21 protein-coding genes are annotated in these 18,575 nt (G+C 38.2%); 5 read left to right on the top strand and 16 right to left on the bottom strand.

The annotated features are described in order from the left end of the window. Positions 1-240: 240 nt before the first annotated feature. Complete coding sequence (gene rpmF / locus BM098_RS11580; protein WP_089833510.1) at positions 241-414, bottom strand: 50S ribosomal protein L32; 174 nt, start codon at positions 412-414, stop codon at positions 241-243. Between the two features lie 71 nt (positions 415-485). Beyond that, positions 486-1,007 carry a YceD family protein gene (locus tag BM098_RS11575; RefSeq protein WP_089833508.1) on the bottom strand — a complete coding sequence of 174 codons (522 nt, stop codon included), beginning with the start codon at positions 1,005-1,007 and terminating at the stop codon, positions 486-488. A gap of 152 nt (positions 1,008-1,159) precedes the next feature. Here BM098_RS11575 and BM098_RS11570 point away from each other — a divergent pair, with 152 nt between their 5' ends. Further along, positions 1,160-2,365 (top strand): nucleotidyltransferase, encoded by a 1,206-nt coding sequence (locus BM098_RS11570; protein ID WP_089833506.1) that lies wholly within the window; start codon positions 1,160-1,162, stop codon positions 2,363-2,365. A 59-nt stretch (positions 2,366-2,424) separates the two neighbouring features. On the opposite strand, the gene BM098_RS11565 is transcribed toward BM098_RS11570, so the two are convergent. The 5 genes from BM098_RS11565 to BM098_RS11545 form a co-directional block, all read right to left on the bottom strand. Continuing rightward, the gene (locus BM098_RS11565; RefSeq protein WP_089833504.1) at positions 2,425-3,441 is read right to left on the bottom strand and encodes a SepM family pheromone-processing serine protease; all 1,017 of its coding nucleotides are present in this window, start codon (positions 3,439-3,441) and stop codon (positions 2,425-2,427) included. Positions 3,442-3,724: 283 nt separating this feature from the next. Then, positions 3,725-4,204, bottom strand: coding sequence for a pantetheine-phosphate adenylyltransferase (gene coaD / locus BM098_RS11560; protein ID WP_089833502.1), 480 nt, complete (start codon positions 4,202-4,204; stop codon positions 3,725-3,727). Further along, positions 4,197-4,766 carry a 16S rRNA (guanine(966)-N(2))-methyltransferase RsmD gene (gene rsmD, locus BM098_RS11555; RefSeq protein ID WP_089833500.1) on the bottom strand — a complete coding sequence of 190 codons (570 nt, stop codon included), beginning with the start codon at positions 4,764-4,766 and terminating at the stop codon, positions 4,197-4,199. The genes coaD and rsmD overlap by 8 nt, the downstream gene beginning before the upstream one ends. A gap of 59 nt (positions 4,767-4,825) precedes the next feature. Then, entirely contained in the window at positions 4,826-5,104 is a 279-nt protein-coding gene (locus tag BM098_RS11550) for a YlbG family protein (protein WP_186819705.1), read from the bottom strand. Between the two features lie 15 nt (positions 5,105-5,119). Continuing rightward, positions 5,120-5,557 (bottom strand): YlbF/YmcA family competence regulator, encoded by a 438-nt coding sequence (locus BM098_RS11545; RefSeq protein WP_089833498.1) that lies wholly within the window; start codon positions 5,555-5,557, stop codon positions 5,120-5,122. 270 nt (positions 5,558-5,827) lie between these two features. Here BM098_RS11545 and ytvI point away from each other — a divergent pair, with 270 nt between their 5' ends. Continuing rightward, positions 5,828-6,886, top strand: coding sequence for a sporulation integral membrane protein YtvI (gene ytvI / locus BM098_RS11540; protein WP_089833496.1), 1,059 nt, complete (start codon positions 5,828-5,830; stop codon positions 6,884-6,886). Between the two features lie 71 nt (positions 6,887-6,957). On the opposite strand, the gene BM098_RS11535 is transcribed toward ytvI, so the two are convergent. Continuing rightward, positions 6,958-7,242 carry an Fpa/YlaN family protein gene (locus tag BM098_RS11535; protein ID WP_089833494.1) on the bottom strand — a complete coding sequence of 95 codons (285 nt, stop codon included), beginning with the start codon at positions 7,240-7,242 and terminating at the stop codon, positions 6,958-6,960. Between the two features lie 160 nt (positions 7,243-7,402). Then, positions 7,403-7,729 (bottom strand): hypothetical protein, encoded by a 327-nt coding sequence (locus tag BM098_RS11530; protein ID WP_089833492.1) that lies wholly within the window; start codon positions 7,727-7,729, stop codon positions 7,403-7,405. 146 nt (positions 7,730-7,875) lie between these two features. On the opposite strand from BM098_RS11530, the gene BM098_RS11525 reads away from it, so the two are divergent. Continuing rightward, positions 7,876-8,082: a YlaI family protein gene (locus tag BM098_RS11525; protein WP_089833490.1), complete on the top strand. Its 207-nt coding sequence runs from the start codon at positions 7,876-7,878 to the stop codon at positions 8,080-8,082. 15 nt (positions 8,083-8,097) lie between these two features. Here BM098_RS11525 and BM098_RS11520 read toward each other — a convergent pair whose 3' ends face one another. Beyond that, on the bottom strand, positions 8,098-8,898 hold the full coding sequence (locus BM098_RS11520) for an inositol monophosphatase family protein (protein ID WP_307725249.1): 801 nt from the start codon (positions 8,896-8,898) through the stop codon (positions 8,098-8,100). Between the two features lie 149 nt (positions 8,899-9,047). Here BM098_RS11520 and BM098_RS11515 point away from each other — a divergent pair, with 149 nt between their 5' ends. After that, on the top strand, positions 9,048-9,671 hold the full coding sequence (locus BM098_RS11515; RefSeq protein WP_159430184.1) for a DUF1054 family protein: 624 nt from the start codon (positions 9,048-9,050) through the stop codon (positions 9,669-9,671). Positions 9,672-9,697: 26 nt separating this feature from the next. Here the strand turns inward: BM098_RS11515 and BM098_RS11510 are convergent, their stop codons facing one another. Next, positions 9,698-9,973 (bottom strand): UPF0223 family protein, encoded by a 276-nt coding sequence (locus BM098_RS11510; RefSeq protein WP_089833486.1) that lies wholly within the window; start codon positions 9,971-9,973, stop codon positions 9,698-9,700. 94 nt (positions 9,974-10,067) lie between these two features. On the opposite strand from BM098_RS11510, the gene BM098_RS11505 reads away from it, so the two are divergent. Further along, the gene (locus tag BM098_RS11505; protein WP_089833484.1) at positions 10,068-11,540 is read left to right on the top strand and encodes an aminotransferase class I/II-fold pyridoxal phosphate-dependent enzyme; all 1,473 of its coding nucleotides are present in this window, start codon (positions 10,068-10,070) and stop codon (positions 11,538-11,540) included. Between the two features lie 63 nt (positions 11,541-11,603). Here BM098_RS11505 and BM098_RS11500 read toward each other — a convergent pair whose 3' ends face one another. The 5 genes from BM098_RS11500 to pdhA form a co-directional block, all read right to left on the bottom strand. Beyond that, positions 11,604-12,488 carry a polysaccharide deacetylase family protein gene (locus tag BM098_RS11500; protein ID WP_234987494.1) on the bottom strand — a complete coding sequence of 295 codons (885 nt, stop codon included), beginning with the start codon at positions 12,486-12,488 and terminating at the stop codon, positions 11,604-11,606. Positions 12,489-12,590: 102 nt separating this feature from the next. After that, positions 12,591-14,000 carry a dihydrolipoyl dehydrogenase gene (gene lpdA / locus BM098_RS11495; protein WP_089833479.1) on the bottom strand — a complete coding sequence of 470 codons (1,410 nt, stop codon included), beginning with the start codon at positions 13,998-14,000 and terminating at the stop codon, positions 12,591-12,593. Positions 14,001-14,006: 6 nt separating this feature from the next. Then, positions 14,007-15,590, bottom strand: a complete 1,584-nt coding sequence (locus tag BM098_RS11490) for a dihydrolipoyllysine-residue acetyltransferase (RefSeq protein WP_089833477.1) — start codon at positions 15,588-15,590, stop codon at positions 14,007-14,009. Positions 15,591-15,629: 39 nt separating this feature from the next. Continuing rightward, positions 15,630-16,607, bottom strand: coding sequence for an alpha-ketoacid dehydrogenase subunit beta (locus tag BM098_RS11485; RefSeq protein ID WP_089833475.1), 978 nt, complete (start codon positions 16,605-16,607; stop codon positions 15,630-15,632). A gap of 3 nt (positions 16,608-16,610) precedes the next feature. Then, positions 16,611-17,693 (bottom strand): pyruvate dehydrogenase (acetyl-transferring) E1 component subunit alpha, encoded by a 1,083-nt coding sequence (pdhA, locus tag BM098_RS11480; RefSeq protein WP_089833473.1) that lies wholly within the window; start codon positions 17,691-17,693, stop codon positions 16,611-16,613. Positions 17,694-18,575: the final 882 nt, after the last annotated feature.

The raw sequence follows: 18,575 nt of genomic DNA, 5'->3' as shown, positions 1-18,575 counted from the left end.
TTATATAAGCGATTTGAAAAAATGGCCTTCATGCCCATGATACACACCCTCTCTTTTTTTGTGACGGTCATTGTTAGTGCTTTAATTATACCATGCGGAATATATGTTTGTCACTTCAAAAATATTCAAAACAAACAATTCATCACCCACCTAGTGCTGACGCACTTGAGGAAGGTGTCTTCTCGCCTTAATGCGATAAAAAAATACTAGTCCGAAGGACTAGTATTTTAAATGTAGTTATTATGCTTCAACTACTTGCTTACCATCGTATTGTCCACACGCGCGACAAACATGGTGAGGTTTTGTAAGCTCACCACAATTTGAGCAAGCTACCATACCTGGTACATGTAATTTTTTATGTGTACGACGTTGATTCTTAACTTTCTTAGACGTTTTTCTTTTTGGTACTGCCATGTCTTACACCTCCTTCACTTCCGAAACGAAAACCTTTATACATAGGGCAAAACGTGAGTGAGCACGTGCCCTTATTGATTTTCATTTTTATCATCAGTTAATAATGATTGTAGTTTGGATAAGCGTGGGTCGATTTTCTCTTCCTGCTCATCTTCATCAACAACAGCCCAACCATCACCTGCTGTTAATGCATGTTTCTCGATAGTCTCCTGATCCGCATAAACACGGAAAGGAATCTCCAATAATACATTTTCCTTTATAAAAGGTGTTAAGTCAAGTAATTCTCCTTTAATCGGATGAATTTCTGACTCATCTTCTTTGGTATAAAATGGGTCAATCGAAAACACTTCAATTGTGTTAATATCAAAAGGATAGGGAACATCCGCAAGTGAACGAGCACATGGGAGCACCATCAAGCCTTTAATATGAAGATTAACGGTAATTGTTTTATTTTGGACTGTCGCCTCACCTGATACCTCAACCGATCCAATCTGTCTGATATCATTGTCGAATGATTCGAGCTCAGAAAGGTCTGTTTTCCCTTCAAACGTAAAAGGTGTTTGTTGAAGGATCTTTTGAATCGATATTTTCATATTCATCACCTCAGAAAGCACAAACTTTATTTTAAAAGTAAATGCGGTATTTGTCAATATTTTTTCTTTACACCCACCATCTTTTTTTGAAAGATGGTGAATAAACCCGTTACTAGTTATGATACAATACCGTTAAGGAAAGGGGTTTTTTTATGCATGTGCTAGGATTAATAGTTGAATATAATCCATTTCATAACGGACATCTCTATCATATCGAACAAGCCCGTAAGAAGTCAAACGCTGACGTTGTCATTACAATCATGAGTGGACAATTTCTACAACGCGGTGAGCCCGCGATTATCGATAAATTCACTCGTAGTAAAATGGCCGTGTTACACGGTAGTGATCTAGTCATTGAGTTACCGACAATTTACGCGATTCAACACCGCGATCTATTTTGCTTCAGTGCTGTTAGTATCCTTAACGCCCTCGGTGTTGATACGATTATTTTCGGATCCGAATCTGGTGATATCATACCGTTTCTTGAACTTGTCGCAAGTGAACATGACCAAAAAGAAAAATTAGATCAAATCATTCAAGGTGAGTTAAGAGAAGGAAAAAGCTACCCAAAAGCTTACTCAAACGCACTTAAAGAACTTGGTATTCTAGCCATGGAGGACCACTTACCTAACAACAGTTTAGGCATTGGTTACGTACGAGCTGTATCAGAAATTAACCCTAATATTAAGATTGATACAATCAAACGTCAACAAACAGATTATCATACGACTAACTTATCTAGTCCTATCGCGAGTGCGACAAGTATTAGACAAGCGATTAAACAAGCGGGATTACGTTCATCACTAGCTGAGATTCAAACAACGATGCCCGATAAGGCTTATCAGCTATTAGAGGACCATGAGGACGTCTTTCACGATTTGAATGATTATTATCCCTTCATTCAACATAAACTCTTGACAACAGCGCCTATCGCCTTAAAGCAGATCCACGGGATGGTTGAGGGGATTGAACACCGCTTAATAACAGCGGCTAAAAAAGCATCGACAGTGACATCTTTTATTGACAGTGTCAAAACAAAACGTTACACAGCGACACGGATTCAGCGGTTATTAATTCATCTCTTACTGAATCTTGACCGAGATACCGTTAACCGAGCAATCAATCTGTTACCCCACTTACCAATGGTAAGAAGCCTCGCTCAGTCAACAAAAGGTGAACAGTATTTAAACATAATTAAAAAAGAACGACCTATCACGGTGCTAACAAAAGTCACCAGAGACTTACCTGAGTATCTTGACATTGATATTCGAGCATCACAGGTTTATCACCTATTTAATCAACAAAAAATTAAACGTGAATTTTTACCTCCTTATAGACAAAAAGGAACCCGAGATTAGTCTCAGGCTCCTTTTTGTGTTTACTTTATCATAATGGTCCACTCTGTATCATGAGCTATCTAAAAACTATTTAAATAATCAAGCGCGTCACTAACGTTGTCAACCGGGACAATCACCATATCACTGCCGATGGCTTCTTTCGTTTGTTTAGCCGTTTGATAGTTCGAGTCACTACGCCCACCTTCATTTGGCGCAAAGAAAATCTCACACCCTTCTTCATCGGCTGCGACAACTTTTTTATCTACTCCACCAATTCGACCAACATTGCCTTCATAATCAACTTCACCCGTACCAGCGATTTTTTTACCGTGAGTTAAATCGCCCACTGTTAATTGATCATACAGTTCTAGTGTAAGCACTAAACCAGCACTAGGACCGCCGATATCACCACTGAAAAACTCCACTTCCCTCGATAAAGAAACTTCTCGATTGGTAACGAGTTGGATACCAATACCGATTGTCTCAGGTTGATCAGGAAAAGGGACTAACTTAATTGCTGTTTCGAATGTTTCCGCTTCTCTTTTTACTGTAAAGGTTAATGTATCGCCTTCATCATAACCATCCACGAGCGAAATTAAATGATCGGCATCGGTAATTTTCTCTCCATTAACTTCAAGGATTTTATCTCCCATCACTAACGTATCCGCAGCAGGCATCCCATCTAATACATTAACAACATAGACCCCTTCATAATTGACCGTATAATCAACACCTGCTAATTCATAAGCGACAAGTGTCGCTGCTTGTTGCGAATTTTCCATTACGAGTAATTGCTCACGCATATAATCATCGCGGTCATATCCTTCTGGAAAAACATCTTCTAAGTCATACACCTCTTGATAATCACTAAATTGTGACAATAACAATTGAATGGGTGTCGCTTGTCCACCTCTAACTGTTACTAAGTGAAAGTCACCTGTATCACTCTGCTGATCACGGTCACTTACCGCAACCACTTCATTTAACGGGTCTGCTGTCCCAGGTCGGTAGATATAATAGGGTAACGGAAGAAAAGTACCCACCAAAATAAGTAAAATTAAAACAATGGTCAGCCCATAACGTTTGATCAAAATCATCACTCTTTTCTGTTTTGATATTTCCACTATAGCGAGTCCGTTTCGTTTCTTCAACCAATATACTTTAGGAGGTTCAAGCAGCGGCTTACTCATCTCTTACTGTTAGATAGTCTTTTTTTGCTTCTGATTCTACTTTGGCTAATCCTGCAAAAAAAACTCAGCTAATGCCTTGCTTTCTAAATACGTAAAAAGAACCAAGTCCATTCAATATAACAGGACTCAGTTCCCTTGTATAACTTTTAATAACATGACCCTTCAGCAATAAGTAGAAAAAACTGTGCTCTTAGCTATATTTTTGTTTGAGTGCTGTTTCAACACAAGGAGGAACAAGGTCTTCCACATTCGCATCATATTTGGCGACTTCTTTTACCATACTTGAACTTAAGAACGAATATTTGTTATTTGACATGATGAAAAACGTTTCAACATCTTTATTTAATTTACGGTTCATTGATGTGATTTGCAGTTCATATTCAAAGTCACTCACCGCGCGTAATCCCCGAACAACGGCACAAGCATGTTTTTCACGCGCATAATCCATTAAAAGTCCGCCGTGTGAATCAACAGAAACGTTGTCTAAGTGAGCAATAGATTTTTTTAATAAATCCATACGCTCCTCTGTGTTAAACAACGGTGTTTTTGCATCGTTATGAAATACCGCTACAATAATATGGTCAAACACCTTACTTGCTCGTTCAATTATATCGAGGTGACCGTAGGTGACAGGATCAAAACTACCTGGACAGATCGCTAATTTAGTCATCGGTACCATCCTTTCGTTTATACAATGTAATAGCTGTCGTACCTCCATAGTTTTCACTGCGCTCTTTTTCAAAGCCGCTAATCACATCTGGAAAGGTTAAATCCGTATCATGTTCCAATATCAATAATGTTTCTTCATGAGCGATGTCCAAATCGGCAATCTGCTTTAATAATTTTTGATAGAACCCTTTATAATAGGGCGGATCTAAAAAGATATAATCAAAGGTTAATCCACGCTTTTTTATTGCTTTTAACGCGCGAAAGGCATCATTTCGATAAACCTCAGCGCATGGGGTCAATTGAAGCATTTCTAAATTATTATGTATCGTTTGAATTGCTTGTTTTTGCTGGTCAACAAAAATAACATGATCCATTCCTCGACTGAGTGCTTCAATACCTAAATTGCCGCTGCCCGCGAATAAATCAAGTGCCTGTCCACCTTCAAAGTAGGGACCCATTCGATTAAACAATGATTCTTTAACTTTATCCGTTGTTGGACGCGTTTCTTTACCTGGTACTGCTTGTATCCGGCGTCCTTTATGTTCACCTGCGATGACACGCATGTGTCTCACCTCCTATAAATAACAAGAAAAACACCTGCAGAAAAACCTGCAGGTCAAAATTATATTCCCATCTCATACTCGTACTCTTTCGTTTTTTGAATACTTTTATTTTCGTATGTTGTACGAATAAATGGCTTATATGATTGATCAACTTTTGATACAAACGGGAGACGCTCAAGTTTTGTTACTTTTTCTTCAATGTCTGTTTGATCGACGTAAATAACCGCATAACGTAATTTCCTTGAAACACTAATCAGATGGCCATAACGTTTCAATTGCTTAATATTTTTCATGTGTTGAAACCATACAATCAGTGCTTGTCGTTCAGTTCTTATCATGTTCATCCCACCTAATTATGCGCCGCAACCACAGCCGCCACCCGTACTACAGCCTTTACTATGTTCAGTGAATAGTGCACCGTCTTTTTCAACAACGATGTCTGTACTAATACTAAAGGCCAATGTTTCAGCTATCTGGTCCAATAACGCTTGTAATTTTCGTTCAGCAACTTTAAATTTTGCTACAGATTCATTTAAATCAACCTCACGTTTTAATAAACGCGTGTCCTTTAACACCTGACTATAATCAGGGTGATAACGACCAAAACGTTCCACCTCTTCATAGTCTTGCTTCTTTTGTTCAAACTGACGAATGAGACGTTGTGCCTCTTTGTCTTCCTTTAAAGCTAGCCTTCTATTCTTAAACTCATGAAATGTTTCTGAGTGTTTAATCATTGAAACGATACGGTCCGCATCATCTAATAGTTCTATTGTCTCAGTTGTTACGATCACAAAACAACACCTCCACCCTTTTACTATATCAGTAAATCATAAAATTGAAAAGGCATTCGAAAAAAATGCAGCTTCTATACCCGCAAAAGCATTTTTTTGGATTTAACACTTTTTCTTGCGATATAATTATTGAAGAATTACGTTAGCGTTAATAAGGATTTAATGTTAATTAAATATTTTTTAAAACTCAAGATTAACCCTATTCAAACCAAGTTCATCGTGGTATATTTCAATCAGAAGCTTTTTAGATAAATGACGGAGGGAATTTAGTTGAGCACACTTTTATCAAAGCGCCAATGGGCGTACCTATTTATCGGAGTTTTACTCCTAGTATTCGCAATCTATATTATGCCGGTATCGTTACCACTAATTTTAGCGTTTATTACGGCACTATTTTTAAATCCATTAATCAAATTAGTTGAGCATCGTTTCCAACTAAACCGAAAAATAAGCACGACCATTATATACTTAATATTTTTGATTTTATTTGTTGTGCTTGGGACTTACGTCATTACAGTCATCGTTACCCAATTAATTTCACTCGTAGAAAATGCGCCGGATTATATTTTACAAATCAACAACTTGTTGCTTGATTGGAGCGGCGATTTAGAAAAAGTCATGGCCGATTTACCGAATGAATTTGTAAAAGAAGTTAATAACAGTATTCAAAGTTCCGTTCAGTCGGGTACAGAACTTTTACGTGATGTTTTACGTGTCGATCGTTTGGCTGCCATTGTGGCCGCTGTCCCTAACTATATTGTGAGTTTTATCGTTTATTTAATCGCGCTGTTTTTATTTATGATGGAACTACCTGCGTTAAAAGCAAAATTTTACTTACTTTTTTCAGAAGAAACTTCGAAACGGATTCAATTTATGAATGCTCGATTAAAAAGTGTTCTCGTAGGCTTTTTAAAAGCACAGTTTCTCGTCAGTTTAGTTATTCTTGCCGTGACACTTATTGCACTCTTTGTCATTATCCCAGATTACGCGATCATTATGGCAACAATTATTTGGATCGTTGATTTGATCCCAATTATTGGATCGATTGCAATCCTTGCGCCGTGGGCCGTTTATATGTTCATTGCTGGTAATACATTAATGGGTTCTCAACTAGCGATCCTCGCCATTATTTTGCTTGCGATTCGACGGACCGTTGAACCTAAAGTCATGGGACAGCACATTGGCTTATCCCCACTTGCTACATTAATTGCGATGTATGTGGGTTTGAAATTACTAGGCTTACTAGGTTTTATCATTGGGCCACTCGTTGTCATTGCCTTTACTTCTGCTAAAGAAGCTGGTTTTATTAATTTCAACATTAAACTTTAAACTGCGGCTTCACAATCAATGCAACTGAACCAAAAAACACGGTTTTAATCATTTAGATTAAAACCGTGTTTTTAGTAACCCGCTTGAGCCTTCTCATGAAGGATATTTAATTGTTTTTCTAAATTATCTAATAACGCTTTGCCTTGGTCTTCGTCAATTAAATGAAGCCGCGCCGCAAAGTCAATCTCTCGTGATAAACCAAACATTTGCGTATCTAACACTTCTTCATATAAAGGACACTGTGGCATCGTTAAATTATCCATTTGTACTTGAATAAGTTTTAGGATTTTATCTGCATCTGCCTTTAGGACAGCATAAGCTTTACTCTGATCTGTTTGAACTACTTTTTCAACCATGTCTATCCCTCCACAACCAATCCTTCTAAAACAATATTAAAGGTAACACAGTAAAAAAGCAAGTATATTTCAACCTTGGATAATTGGTCCAACGAAAAAACTTGTCTTTAGATCAGACCTAAGACAAGCTTTCTAGTTGTTTCATATTATATTTTTTCAGCTACTCTTCCCATTCCTTTTTAACGACACGATGATTTTTCTTGTATTTTTTACTACCTGCCACACGATTATAATAATCGACACCAAATGATGAACCCTCGCTGATCATATCGGCATTGTCGATATTTTCATCATAGCCACCGGCAGAGTCTAACGGAAAATCATCATGACGTTTTAATTTTAGCGACATAAGCACATCGTCTTTCATTCGACTTAGCTTTCTCCGCTTCTGCTCATCTTTTAATACATGATAAAGAGCTGTTGCACCAGCAGCTGCTCCTGCTGCCGCTGAACCAGCTAAGACAACAAGTTTCTTTTTCTTTCTCATCTTCTTCACCTCATCTTTTTTTGGTTCACCTATATATCTTTTCCCAATTTGTACGTGTTTAAAACTAACACAATGGTTCCAAGTCAGATTTATTTGTGCTAAACTAGTAAAATAAACACTTATCATTAAATGTTGGAGGAAACGATATGGATGTCATGTGTCCGATATGTGATACGGTTGAATCAATTGATAATGATTCACCACTTGCGAAAAAATTAAGAAATAGACGTAAACACCTGTATTTATGCCAAGCCTGTCATGACCGTATTGAAAAAAATACGCTCAAACGACATGCTACAGGACAGTTCAATTTATATGAAGAAAAAAAAGAAGAGGATCCTTACCTTAGTTAAGGCCCTCTTCTTTTCTTATTTTAAAACTAAATAGTGTTCTAACGTCGCCTCGACAATGTCTTTATGGCCTGCGACTAAAGGTTCTTGATTTAAAAATGATAAGGCATGACCTTCTGCATGTTTAAGTACCCCACCAACTTCATGTAAAATAACAGCACCCGCTGCAAAATCCCATGGATGTAACTTAAAAGAAACATAGCCGTCCACGATTCCTTCTGCTAAATAACAAAACTCTAACGCTGCAGAACCGTAGGTTCTTACCCCTCTTACCGTCTTTACAAGTTCACGAATCTTCACTTCATCGACGATCGGGTTGTCTGTTGTCCATAGTGTATTAAGCATATAAATTGATTCTGTTAACTGTTTCTTTTCATCGAGTGGTTTTAACTGCTCATCATTTTTATAAGCGCCTTCCCCTTGTTTAGCCGCATATAACACATCTGCCATCACATCATAGACAAAGCCAATTTCTCCGATACCATCATGGAATATCGCGACAGAAATCGCAAAGTTACGTTTTTGATGAACAAAATTCATTGTCCCGTCAATTGGGTCAATGATCCACGTTGTTCCGTTTAATGATGTCACGTTATCACCAAAACCTTCTTCGGATAAGATTTGATGGTCTGGATAAGTTGACCGGATTTTTTCTGCGAAAAATTGTTCGACTTTTTTATCCATTTCGGTGACCAAATCATTCGCATTTGTTTTTGTATCAATATCACGCGGCTGATCAATTTCTGTTCGGATGACTTGGCCAATCTCATGGATCCACGATTTCGTAGTTTGATAGACGGTTTCTTTCTGAAATATCATTATTGCCCCTCTTTTCTTTTGTCTGTCTGTTATTCGCTTGATTATACTTGCCTCTTTTATCTTATCAAAAATCAGCGCTGTATGCACTTCATTATCGCTATTTTTCATTCGTATGTTAAGCTATCTAAAAGAAAGGGATGAGTCGAGAGATGACAAAGGCAACTTTTACACAAGCAGACTTTGATGTTTTTAGAATTGAAGGCTTAGGGCCACGGATGTCTGCCTTAAAAACAAAACTGCAACCTAAATTAGCTCACTTAGGTGAGCGAATCAAACAACAACTCCAACTAAAGATAAACGAGCCGCTCTACCTCCATGTCGCTAAACACCAACGACGAACGGTCAACCCACCGATTGATAGCTGGTTTGCACTATCTACAAATAAGCGCGGCTATAAAAAACATCCGCATGTTGAAGTCGGTTTATTCGACGATCGCATCTTCGTCTATTTTGCCCTGATGCATAACATACCGGACAAAGCTAAGCTAGCAGAGCATTTGATTGAACATCAATCCATATTCGACCAGCTTGATCCATCTTTTGTGTTTTCACTGGACCATTATGACAAAGAAGCGCATTCAGTAGACGTATTAACCCACCAATCACTCGGCCATCTACAAAACACAAAAAAAGCTGATTTTTTAATCGGCAAACAACTAAAAAGTCAAACCGTGATTGAAATGAATGATGGTGACTTTGATCAATATGTCATGGATACGTTTACGGCATTACTACCGCTCTATCACGAAATGATGCTCGCTCAAATTAAATAACTATCTAAAAATGACCGCTCGCTTTTCTAGCGAACCGTCATTTTTATTTTTCGATCTGGCTGGTTTTTCACTTGTTTCATCGTTTGATATAGTGAATAGCCCGTATCTTGTTCAAATGTTCGTCCAAGTCGTTTTTCTTCACCTATAGACGGGACGACTGTTTTAAAAGCCCGGTATTTTTCCATAAGCTTTTTAGCTTCCACTGGTTGATGATAGGCTTTTTCTATTAAGTCTAAAAATTCAACGACAACAACGATTTCATCCGTTGTCCAGTCTGTGTCAATCGGGAATTGAAAATTCATTTTTTCACCTCATAATTTGCTAGCTATTTTAGCTAAACTTTGCTATAATTCTTTTGTTTTACACTTAGTCTATTTTATTAAAGGAGCGCATTAAATGCAAGCACATAACAGCACCCCCCTTTTTGATGGGTTACTCCAACATATAAATAACCATCCGGTTCCTTTTCATATTCCTGGTCATAAAAACGGTCAAGGCATGGAACCAACTTTTAGAGACTTTATTGGTAGAAATGCGCTTTCGATTGACTTAATTAACATAAGTCCTCTCGATGACTTGCATCACCCTAGTGGAATGATCAAGGAAGCTGAAGCACTAGCTGCTGATGCTTTCGGTGCAGATTATACTTTTTTCTCTGTTCAAGGGACAAGCAGTCCCATCATGGCCATGGTCATGAGCGTATGTAAACCAGGTGAAAAAATCATCGTTCCGCGGAATATTCATAAATCTGTGACATCTGCTTTAATATTTTCTGGCGCGATTCCAATTTTTATTCACCCAGAACTTGACACGCGACTTGGTATTGCCCATGGAATTACACCGCTCTCTGTTGAGCATGCGATCGAGCAACATCCGGATGCTAAAGCAGTCTTTGTTATTAACCCGACTTATTACGGTGTTGCGGCTGACTTAAAACGTATCGTCGATATTAGTCATCAATATGCCATTCCAGTCCTCGTTGATGAAGCACACGGGGTTCATATACACTTCCATGATCAGTTACCTACCTCAGCAATGGCTGCCGGTGCTGATTTAGCAGCGACAAGCGTTCATAAACTCGGTGGGTCAATGACACAGAGTTCAGTTTTAAATATCCAAGGAAACCTTGTAAAAAAAGAACACGTACAGACAATCTTATCGATGTTAACGACAACATCAACGTCTTATATCTTACTTGCCTCACTTGATGCGGCGAGAATGTATTTAAAGACACAGGGACAAACATTAATTGAAAAAACCATTCAACTAGCCGAATCATTAAGACAACGCATCAATCAACTGGATTATTTGGCTTGTCCTGGCACAGATTTACTCGGGACAAACGCGACATTCAGTTACGATCCAACTAAAATTTTGATCTCTGTTAAACAACTTGGTTTAACTGGCTATGATGTGGAAAAATGGCTTCGTCAACATTATCAGATTGAAGTAGAATTATCCGATATGTATAATATTCTCTGTATTATTACCCCAGGAGATAGCGAAGAGACCATTCACTATTTATTAACTGCCCTAACCGCGCTCGTAAAGGCCCATCACACGCAAGCGTACGAGAAGAAAGTACAGGTCAGCGCTCCACCAATTCCGGTTTTACAAATGTCGCCACGTGAAGCTTTTTATAGTGACACTGAAGTAATTCCATTAAAGGGAGCCAGTGGACGAGTGAGTGCAGAAGCCATCATGGTCTATCCACCTGGTATTCCTATCTTTATCCCGGGAGAAATCATTAGCGATGAAAGTTTACGTTATATCGAAGCCAATGTTGCTGCCGGTCTACCTGTTCAAGGTTTAGAGGATGAATCACTCGAAACGATTCATGTCATAAAAGAAATGCAAGCGATTCTTTAATCTTTTATAAACATTAAAGAACCCCTTCTTTGTTAAATAAAAACAAAGAAGGGGTTCTTGTCTTTAGATTTCGTCATTAACACCTTTAATCGCTTCTGGCTCTACAAATGTATAACCTTTATCTCTAAGACCTGACACAATAGCTTCTAACGCATTTTTCGTCCATTCACGATCATGCATCAATAAGTTTGCACCCTCATTTAAAAATTCGGTGTTTACCATAATGTCCGCTAAAGCTTCTGAATCTTGATATTGTTTTTCCCAATCGTATCCATAGGTCCAGTTCATAACGACCATGTTTTCTTCTTCGGCAATCGCTAATGAATCGTCCGTATTAACGCCAAATGGCGCTCGGAAAAAGGTCGGTCTTTCACCAATGATTGCTTCAACTTTATCATTAAGTGCGACCAACTGTTCACGTTGTTCTGCTACAGAAATTTCTTTTAAATTAGGATGATTGTAGGTATGATTCCCAATCGTAAAGCCTAATTCATAAATTTCCTTTAAATTTTCATGTTTTTCATCTGTTTCTAAGAAATGACCATTCACAAAAAAGATAGCAGGAACATCCAAATCTTTTAAGATATGAGCCATTTCAACTGCGTGTTGATCTGGTGCATCATCAATCGTTAATAAAGCGACTTTTGATTCAACCCCATCAGTTAGTGGCTCAACGCGCCAATTTCCTTGGTTGATTTGATAATTCACTTCAACCGTTTCTTCTACCGGTTCTGCTTCATCTTCTTCGACATCATCACTTGCTTCTGATTGATCGTCATCAGATACATCCTCTTCCGGTGCCATGTCATCACTTGTTTCATCTGATGGTGTCACATCTTCTGTGTTGTCTTGTTGTGATGAATCCTCACTCGTTGCTTCATCTTGACATGCTGTAAATAAAATCAATCCGAGCACAAGCAAAAGACTCCATAAATATTTCTTTTTCAAAAATATCGCCCCCTTCTCTTCCATTATAAAACAGATTCATAAAAAAAACACCAAAATGAACGAATCATTTTGGTGTTTTATCAAAGTAAATGAATAGCTACCTTATTTCACAACGTGAATTGGCGTACCCATGATAACTTCTGCAGCTTCCATTGTAATCTCACCAAGTGTTGGGTGAGCATGGATTGTAAGCGCTAAGTCTTCTGCTGTCATACCAGATTCAATTGCAAGACCTAATTCAGAGATCATGTCACTTGCATTTGTTCCAGCAATTTGAGCACCGATAACTAAGCCATCTTCTTCACGTGTTACAAGACGGACAAAACCGTCGCCACTACCTAGTGAAAGCGCACGTCCGTTAGCCGCAAATGGGAATTTTGCTGACTTAACATTGTAACCTTTTTCTTTTGCTTCTTTTTCAGTGTAACCTACGGTTGCAAGCTCTGGATCTGAGAAGACAACAGCAGGAATACCGCGGTAATCAATTTCAGATTTATGTCCAGCAATTGCTTCAGCCGCAATCTTACCTTCATATGAAGCTTTATGTGCAAGTGGTGGGCCATCAACGATGTCACCAATCGCATAGATATTATCAATGTTTGTACGACATTGCTTATCAATTTTCACAACACCACGGTCTGTCATCTCAATACCCATTTCCTCAAGACCAATTTCTTTCGTGTTAGGGTAACGACCAACAGTAACAAGAACGTAATCTGCTTCAATAGTTTCTTCTTTACCATTTGCTTCATACGTTACTTTCACACTATCCTCAGATTCTTCAGAAGCTTTAGCCATCGCATTTGTCACAACTTTAACATTTTTCTGTTTCAAACGTTTTTTAACAATCGATGACATATCTTTTTCAAATCCACCTAAGATATCGTCCATACCTTCTAAAATTGTAACTTCGGTACCGAAGTTAGCATAAGCTGTACCAAGCTCTGTACCAACATAACCACCACCGATGACAATTAAACGTTTTGGTACTTCGTTTAAGTTTAACGCGCCAGTTGAATCAAGGATACGTTTAGAGTATTTAAATGATGGGATTTCAATTGGTGTTGAACCCGTTGCAATAATACAGTTATTGAAGATATATGTTTGTGAGCTTGTTTCGTCCATAATACGCACTGTATTTTTGTCTACGAAATACACTTCACCTTTAACAATATCTACTTTGTTTCCTTTAAGCAATCCCCCAACACCTGACGTTAATTTATTAACAACAGATGCTTTCCAGTTTTGCACTTTAGAAAAGTCAACTTTAACATTTTCAGAAGTAATACCCATTTCATCTGCACCATGAGCTTCTTCATAGCGGTGTCCCGCTTGGATTAAAGCTTTAGACGGAATACATCCAACGTTTAGACATACACCACCAAGAGCTCCTTTATCTGCGATTGTAACTTTTTGGCCTGTTTGTGCAGCGCGGATGGCAGCTACATAGCCACCAGGTCCCGCACCGACAACAAGCGTATCTATTTCAATTGGAAAATCTCCTACTACCATATTAAATTACGCCTCCATCATGATTAATTGTGGATCGTTTAATAAACGCTTCACTTGATTTAATGCAAATTGAGCAGTTGCACCGTCAACAATACGGTGGTCAAAACTTAATGAAAGTGCAAGTATTGGAGCAACAACAATTTCACCGTCTTTAACGACTGGTTTCTCTTGAATACGACCAATACCTAGAATTGCTACCTCTGGGAAGTTGATAACTGGTGTGAACCATTGTCCACCAGCTGAACCGATATTTGTTATTGTACAACCAGAGCCTTTCATCTCGTCAGCTGCTAACTTACCTTCTTGAGCTTTCTTAGCTAACTCATTGATATTTTTAGAAATATCAAAGATTGATTTTGTATCAGCATTTTTAACCACTGGTACAAGTAAACCTTTATCAGTATCTGCTGCGATACCAATGTTATAGTAATGCTTGTAAATAATTTCATCTGTATTTTCATCAATTTCAGCATTTAAGACTGGGAATTGTTTTAATGCAGATACAAGTGCTTTAACAACGTATGGTAAGTACGTTAACTTAATATCTTTTTCTTGTGCCACAGGCTTAAATTTCTTACGGTGGTTAACAAGCTCTGTCACATCAATTTCATCATGTAATGTTACGTGAGGTGCTTTGTGTTTAGAGTTAACCATAGCATTTGCAATTGCTTTACGGATACCAGACATTTTTTCTCGTGTTTCCGGTAAGTCACCGGTTGAAGCAGCTGCAGTTTGGGTTTTAGGTGCTGATTTAGTTTCAGCTTTCCCTTCAGACTTCACTTCTGGTGTAGCCTCTTTAGTTGCTTCTGTCGCAGGCGCTTGATCGCCACTTAAGTAAGCTTCAACATCGTCTTTAACAACACGACCATTTTTACCTGAACCTTGTACTTGGGTAATATCAACATCATTGTCACGAGCAAATTTACGGACAGATGGCATCGCAATTACTGTACCACCAGCGATTGGCACCTTTTTCTCTGATTTTTCTTCTTGTTTTGACGCTTCTTGTTTTGGCACTTCTTCAGTTGCTTCAGCAACGTGTCCTTCAGCAAAAATTGACACAAGCGTTTCGCCTACAGTTGCAACCACACCTTCACCTACGTGGACTTCTTTCACTGTACCACTTACAGGCGATGGAATCTCTACTACTGATTTATCATTTTGTACTTCACACAGTACATCATCTTCATTGATTTCATCGCCAGCTTTTACAAACCACTTAACGATTTCGCCTTCATGAATACCTTCACCGATGTCAGGTAACTTAAATTCAAAGACACCTTGTGACGCTGGTGCATCATTTTCAGCAGGTGCTGCTTCTGCTGTTTCTTCAGAACCAGCATCTTCATAACCTTCTGCATCAATTGTAATAAGGATCTCACCAACAGTTGCAACCACACCTTCTTCAACGTGGACTTCTTTCACTGTACCACCTACAGGTGATGGAATCTCTACTACTGATTTATCATTTTGTACTTCACACAGTACATCATCTTCATTGATTTCATCGCCAGCTTTTACAAACCACTTAACGATTTCGCCTTCATGGATACCTTCTCCGATATCAGGCAATTTAAATTCAAAAGCCATTATAGCTAACCTCCTTGGTTAATTCATCCGTTCGTCTTATTAGTAATTAATTGCTTCGTTTACTTTGTTCACAATATCTTGGTGATTTGGTAACCATGCTTCTTCTGCTTGCGGGAATGAGAACACTGTATCTGGTGCTGTTACACGAAGAACAGGTGCTTCTAAATGTAAAATTGCACGTTCTTGAATTTCAGCAACGATTTGAGAAGCAATACCAGCTACACGTTGTGCTTCTTGAACAACAACCGCACGACCTGTTTTCTTAACAGATTCAACAATTGTTTCAACATCAAGCGGTGCAATCGTACGTAAGTCAAGTACTTCTGCGCTAACACCGTTTTTCTCTAATTCTTCCGCTGCTTTCATTGAAGCTTGAACCATCGCTCCATAAGCAATTAAAGTAACATCTGTACCTTCACGTTTAACATTTGCTTTACCTAATTCAACTGTATACTCTTCTTCAGGTACTTCGTCACGGAATGAACGGTAAAGTTTCATGTGCTCTAAGTAGATAACAGGATCGTTATCACGAATAGCAGAAATTAATAAACCTTTTGCATCGTAAGGATTTGAAGGAATAACTACTTTAAGACCTGGCTGCTGCGCCATCAAACCTTCTAAAGAATCCGCGTGCATTTCAGGTGTGTGTACTCCACCACCGAATGGTGAGCGCAATGTAATTGGCATGTTTACTGTATTACCTGAACGGTAACGCATACGCGCCATTTGACCACTGATTGAATCCATTACTTCAAATACGAAGCCGAAGAATTGGATTTCTGGCACTGGACGAAAGCCTTGCGTTGCAAGACCAATCGCTAAACCACCAATACCTGATTCAGCAAGTGGTGTATCAAATACACGATCTTCGCCAAATTCATCTTGAAGACCTTCAGTTGCACGGAATACCCCGCCGTTTTTACCAACGTCTTCACCAAAAAGTAAAACGTTTTCGTCATTTTTAAGTTCTACACGTAATGCATCAGTAATTGCTTGGATCATTGTCATTTGAGCCATAATCTACTTCGACTCCTTTGCTTTATATTCTTCCATTTGTTCTTGTAAGTTTTGTGGAAGTGTTTCATACATATTTCCGATTAACTCTGTTACTTTCTGTTTTGGAATACCATCAGCTTCTTTAATCGCTGCTTTGATTTCCTCTTTTGCACGTTCAATCACTTCGTTTTCTTCTTCTTCAGACCAAACACCTTTGTCTTCTAAGAATTTACGGAAACGTACAAGTGGATCTTTTTGTTCCCATTCGCTATCTAAATCTTTTGTACGGTAACGTGTTGGGTCATCCCCTGCCATCGTGTGTGGACCGTAGCGATAAGTTAAAGTCTCAATAAGTGTTGGACCTTCGCCGTTAATCGCACGTTCACGTGCTTCTTTTGTTGCTACATAAACAGCTAAAACATCCATACCATCAACTTGAATACCTTCGATACCGGCAGCAACTGCTTTTTGAGCTAAAGTTTCTGCTTTAGTTTGCTTTTCAACCGGTGTTGAAATAGCAAAACGGTTGTTTTGAGCGATAAAGATCGCAGGCGCATCAAAAGCACCAGCAAAGTTCATACCTTCATAGAAGTCACCTTGAGAAGTACCACCGTCACCAGTATAAGTAACTGCTACACGTTTTTCTCCGCGCTTCTTCATACCAAGGGCAACACCAGCTGTTTGAACATACTGTGCACCGATAATAATTTGAGGAACCATTGCGTGAACGCCTTCTGGCATTTGACCACCTACGAAGTGACCACGTGACCATAAGAAAGCTTTATAAAGAGGTAGACCGTGCCAGATTAATTGTGGCACATCACGATAACCTGGTAATAAGTAATCATCTTTCTCTAAAGCAAAATGCGAACCAAGTTGTGAAGCTTCTTGGCCGGCTGTTGGTGCGTAGAATCCTAAACGACCTTGGCGGTTCAATGCGATTGAACGCTGATCCAAGATTCTCGTGTACACCATTCTTGTCATTAAATCTTTCAATTCATCATCTGAAAGCTTAGGCATTTTTTCTTCATTAACTACTTCGCCTTCTTCATTCAGAATTTGAAACGTTGGGAACTGCTCTGCATATTTTTCATTAGTACGTTTCAAAAATCTCACCTCTTCCTTTCTTTTCAACACATAATATTTTGATGTATAAGTTTCGGATCATAATAATAAAATCCGAGTTTAAATCGTACCTATCCTTACATTACCCTTTTTGTAAATAAATTAACCTTTTTTTGATCAAAAAAGCAAACTGTTATACTGAAGAGCAATGAAATAATTAGTACAATTTTTTATCTGTCTTTATCTTATCGCAATAATTGAATACGGTCAATCACTTTGCTTTAAATACTTATCAATTAATTAAACTCAGAGGTTTGAAAAGTGTTTATTTGTGAACTGTTTCACTTTTATTTTTAATCTGTATTACAAAATAAGTACACTGTGTAATACAGTAAAACATCGCAAACATCACATTCTGACTCCTTGTTAATAACATCACATTTTTGTTATAGTATATCACTAATAGCAAAGCTTCATTTAAATAAATGTAACAACTTTTTTAAAGTTCTAATTTTTGCAATTATCAGTTTAATTTAAATCAGTATTCATACTTACTCATTCCTTCATTAAATAACCGTCGTTGAGTCACATCACCGGAAGATATATATCGACAATGATAGCGCATCATCGTAATGGAAGGAATATTCTACAGCAACAAGTAACTAAGTCTAACAACCTTTCATCGTTGATGTGTCAACATAAAACTAAGTTTCAGGTAATTTCTGAAATAATATTTTCAGCTTTCAAATATAGGTTTATAGATTCAGTGAACTACCCACCACTTACCACCCTTACGGGTTGCTTGAAGTGGGGGCTTCTTGGGTAATCGCCACTTTTGGTAGCTGACGAAATTGACCAAGCTAACCCTCTTGTTCCAAGAGTTTATATTTTTATTAGGCACTTACTAATAAGCGAATGCCTTCC

It is taken from the genome of Halolactibacillus halophilus, assembly GCF_900115605.1.
In the GTDB taxonomy this organism is placed as follows: Bacteria; Bacillota; Bacilli; order Bacillales; family Amphibacillaceae; genus Halolactibacillus; species Halolactibacillus halophilus.
The sequence above is the reverse complement of the archived record's forward strand: the minus strand, read 5'-3'. Positions and strand labels throughout refer to the sequence as shown.